Genomic DNA, 2468 nt, shown 5'->3' with positions numbered 1-2468 from the left:
GTCCCGCCGTACGACAGATGAGGGGCACTCCGGTCAGGCCCGGCCGCCGACCGTGCGGCGGCGACGGGCGATGAACAGCGTGCCGCCGAGGGCGGCCGTGGCCACCAGACCCGCGCCGATCGCCGTCTCGGCGGAGCTGGGGGCCGCCGAGCCGCCGAGCCCGCCGAGCGCGCCCCGGGCCGGGAGCACCCTGAACTGCGCGGTCGCCACCGAGGAATTGTTGTTGTTGTGGCACCGCACGGCGAGGTTGTAGTGACCCGGCGAGGCGTGGTCGTGGATCCGCGCGCCGACGCTGAGCGCGTTCCCCCGGTTCTCCTCGCGGTTGTCGCCTCCCCTGTTGTCACCGCCCCGGTCGGCCCTGTTGTTGTCGTTGCCCCGACCGTCGCCGCCGCGGTCGTCCTCACGGCCGTCGCCGCCACGGCCGTCGCCGCCGCGGTCGTCCTCACGGCCGTCGCCCCGGTTCAGATTGATCCTCGGGAAGGCATGGGATGTGATCGTGCCGCCACGGCCGCAGCCGCGCACGATGATCGTCAGAGTGCCGCCCTGGTGGACGGCGTGCGGACTGAGGGAGACATGGACCGACTCATGATCCTGGCTGTCGCCGCCCGCGGCGGCCACCGGGGCGGACAGCCCGACGGCGGCGCACGCGGCGGCGGCCACTGCGAGAGCGCGTGAAGCAGGCATCGTGATCCTCCAGGAAGACGCACCGAAGCGGCGCTCCGGGGAATTCGACGAGTACGCCTTCCATGACGAACCCTCACCGGGTGTTGCCTTTCGTGCATTTCGGCGCTGGTCCACCCCGGTGAGACGACACACCGGCGACACACCGGCGACACGCCGGAGGATCTGACGGAGCCGCAGGTCAACCGACTGCCAGGGAATTCGTCGTACCGATGACACGGATGGATCACCCCGACCGGCCGCAGCCACCCGTTCGCTCTCTCCCCCTCGCCGCGAACGCCGTGCCCGCTTACCGTGCCTCCAGGCGCTGAAAGTAAGACAAAAAGGAGAATCATGGGCGACGGGTTCACTGGCTCGGAGTCACGCAGACGCTCGCCCTGGGGCGTTCTGGCCCTGGTGATGCTCACCGGGATCGCGCTGATGAAGAACGGCGTCGATGTGGCGCTGGGGCCGCCCCAGCCGGCCGCGGCGGCCTCGCTGGACCGTCCGGACGGCGAGACCTTCGCCCCGCTCGCCCAGCCGAGGTCGATGGACTTCTCCCCCGCCGACCGCGTACGGATCCCCTCGCTCCGCATCGACGCCCCGCTCATGAACGTCGGACTGGACGCCGAGGGGTGGATCGAGGCGCCACCGCCCGAGGACCCCGATATCGCCGGCTGGTACCAGAACGGCGTCGCCCCCGGGCAGCGCGGCACCGCGGTCCTCGTCGGCCATGTCGACAACCGCACCGGCCCCGCCGTGTTCTACGGCCTCGGCTCCCTCCGCAGGGGGGAGCGCGTCGAGGTGCCCCGGATGGACGGGAAGACCGCCGTCTTCGAGGTGTACGGCGTAGAGGTGCTCGACAAGGACGACTTCCCCGCCGCTCAGGTGTACGGCGACACCGGCTTCCCCGAGCTGCGGGTGATCACCTGCGGCGGTCGCTACTCCAAGGCGAACGGCTACGACGCCAATGTCGTGGTGTTCGCCCGGATGGTGAAGACCGGCTGACCCCCGCCCCGGACCAGTTGCCCCCAGGCCGGTCCCACGCCGGACCGGCCTGCCCCGGACCGGCCGGCCCTCGAACCGGACTCACCCCGGACCGGTCTCGCCCCAAGGGGCCCGCCGGTCTTCGCGGGCCCCGTGGCGATCTTGCCGTAACGATTCAGCGGCGCGGCACGGTGATCCGGTACCCGTCGTCCAGCAGCCGGGGCAGATAGTGGCGCAGCGCGGTGACGCTCTGCGAACGGTCACCGCCCGCGTCGTGGGAGAGCACCACGACCCCGGGTCCCGCGCCGTCCAGCACCCGGCTCACGATGGTGCCGGTCCCCGGTTCGGTCCAGTCGAGGGTGTCGACCGTCCAGGCCAGCGGCTCCATCCCGAGCTCCGCGCCGATCTCGAACGAATGCCGGTTCCAGGCCCCGAAGGGCGCCCGGTACCACAGCGGCGGGAGCCCCGAGATCTGCTCGATCACCTCGCTGGTACGCCCGAGTTCGCCGCGGATCTCCGAGGGCGCGAGCTGCGGGATCAGCGGATGCGACCACGTGTGGTTGCCGATGACATGCCCGTCGTCGGCCAGCGCGCGCAGCAGATCGGGGTGGATGTCGGCCATCTCCCCGCAGACGAAGAACATGGCCCGCACGTCGTACCGCCGCAGGGTCCGCAGAATGCCGGGCGTGTACTCGGGGTCGGGCCCGTCGTCGAAGGTCAGGACCATGGTGCGGCCGGTATGGGGCAGCCGCTCGAAGGGCTGGCTGCGCACCGGGGGCAGCCCCCGCCGCAGCCGTGGCGGATGAACCGTCATGGGCTGG

At 71.6% G+C, this 2468-nt stretch carries 3 protein-coding genes; 1 reads left to right on the top strand and 2 read right to left on the bottom strand.

Annotated features, from left to right (window positions below; all coding sequences use genetic code 11):
• Nucleotides 1-33: 33 nt before the first annotated feature.
• Complete coding sequence (locus FF041_RS17505) at nucleotides 34-684, bottom strand: hypothetical protein (RefSeq protein WP_153523678.1); 651 nt, start codon at nucleotides 682-684, stop codon at nucleotides 34-36.
• A 330-nt stretch (nucleotides 685-1014) separates the two neighbouring features.
• Here FF041_RS17505 and FF041_RS17500 point away from each other — a divergent pair, with 330 nt between their 5' ends.
• Complete coding sequence (locus tag FF041_RS17500; RefSeq protein WP_153523677.1) at nucleotides 1015-1668, top strand: class F sortase; 654 nt, start codon at nucleotides 1015-1017, stop codon at nucleotides 1666-1668.
• A gap of 154 nt (nucleotides 1669-1822) precedes the next feature.
• Here FF041_RS17500 and FF041_RS17495 read toward each other — a convergent pair.
• Nucleotides 1823-2468, bottom strand: a 646-nt coding sequence (locus tag FF041_RS17495) for a polysaccharide deacetylase family protein (RefSeq protein WP_228388302.1), incomplete at its 5' end; no start/stop codon positions are given.

Origin of the sequence: Streptomyces jumonjinensis (assembly GCF_009600885.1) — a bacterium.
Classification (GTDB): Bacteria; Actinomycetota; Actinomycetes; order Streptomycetales; family Streptomycetaceae; genus Streptomyces; species Streptomyces jumonjinensis.
Note: the sequence above shows the minus strand (reverse complement) of the source record. Positions and strands in the feature narration are given on the sequence as shown.

Coding starts and splice junctions, on each gene's coding strand:
- FF041_RS17505 (WP_153523678.1), bottom strand. CDS start 684: ATGCCTGCTTCACGCGCTCTCGCAGTGGCCGCCGCCGCGTGCGCCGCC.
- FF041_RS17500 (WP_153523677.1), top strand. CDS start 1,015: ATGGGCGACGGGTTCACTGGCTCGGAGTCACGCAGACGCTCGCCCTGG.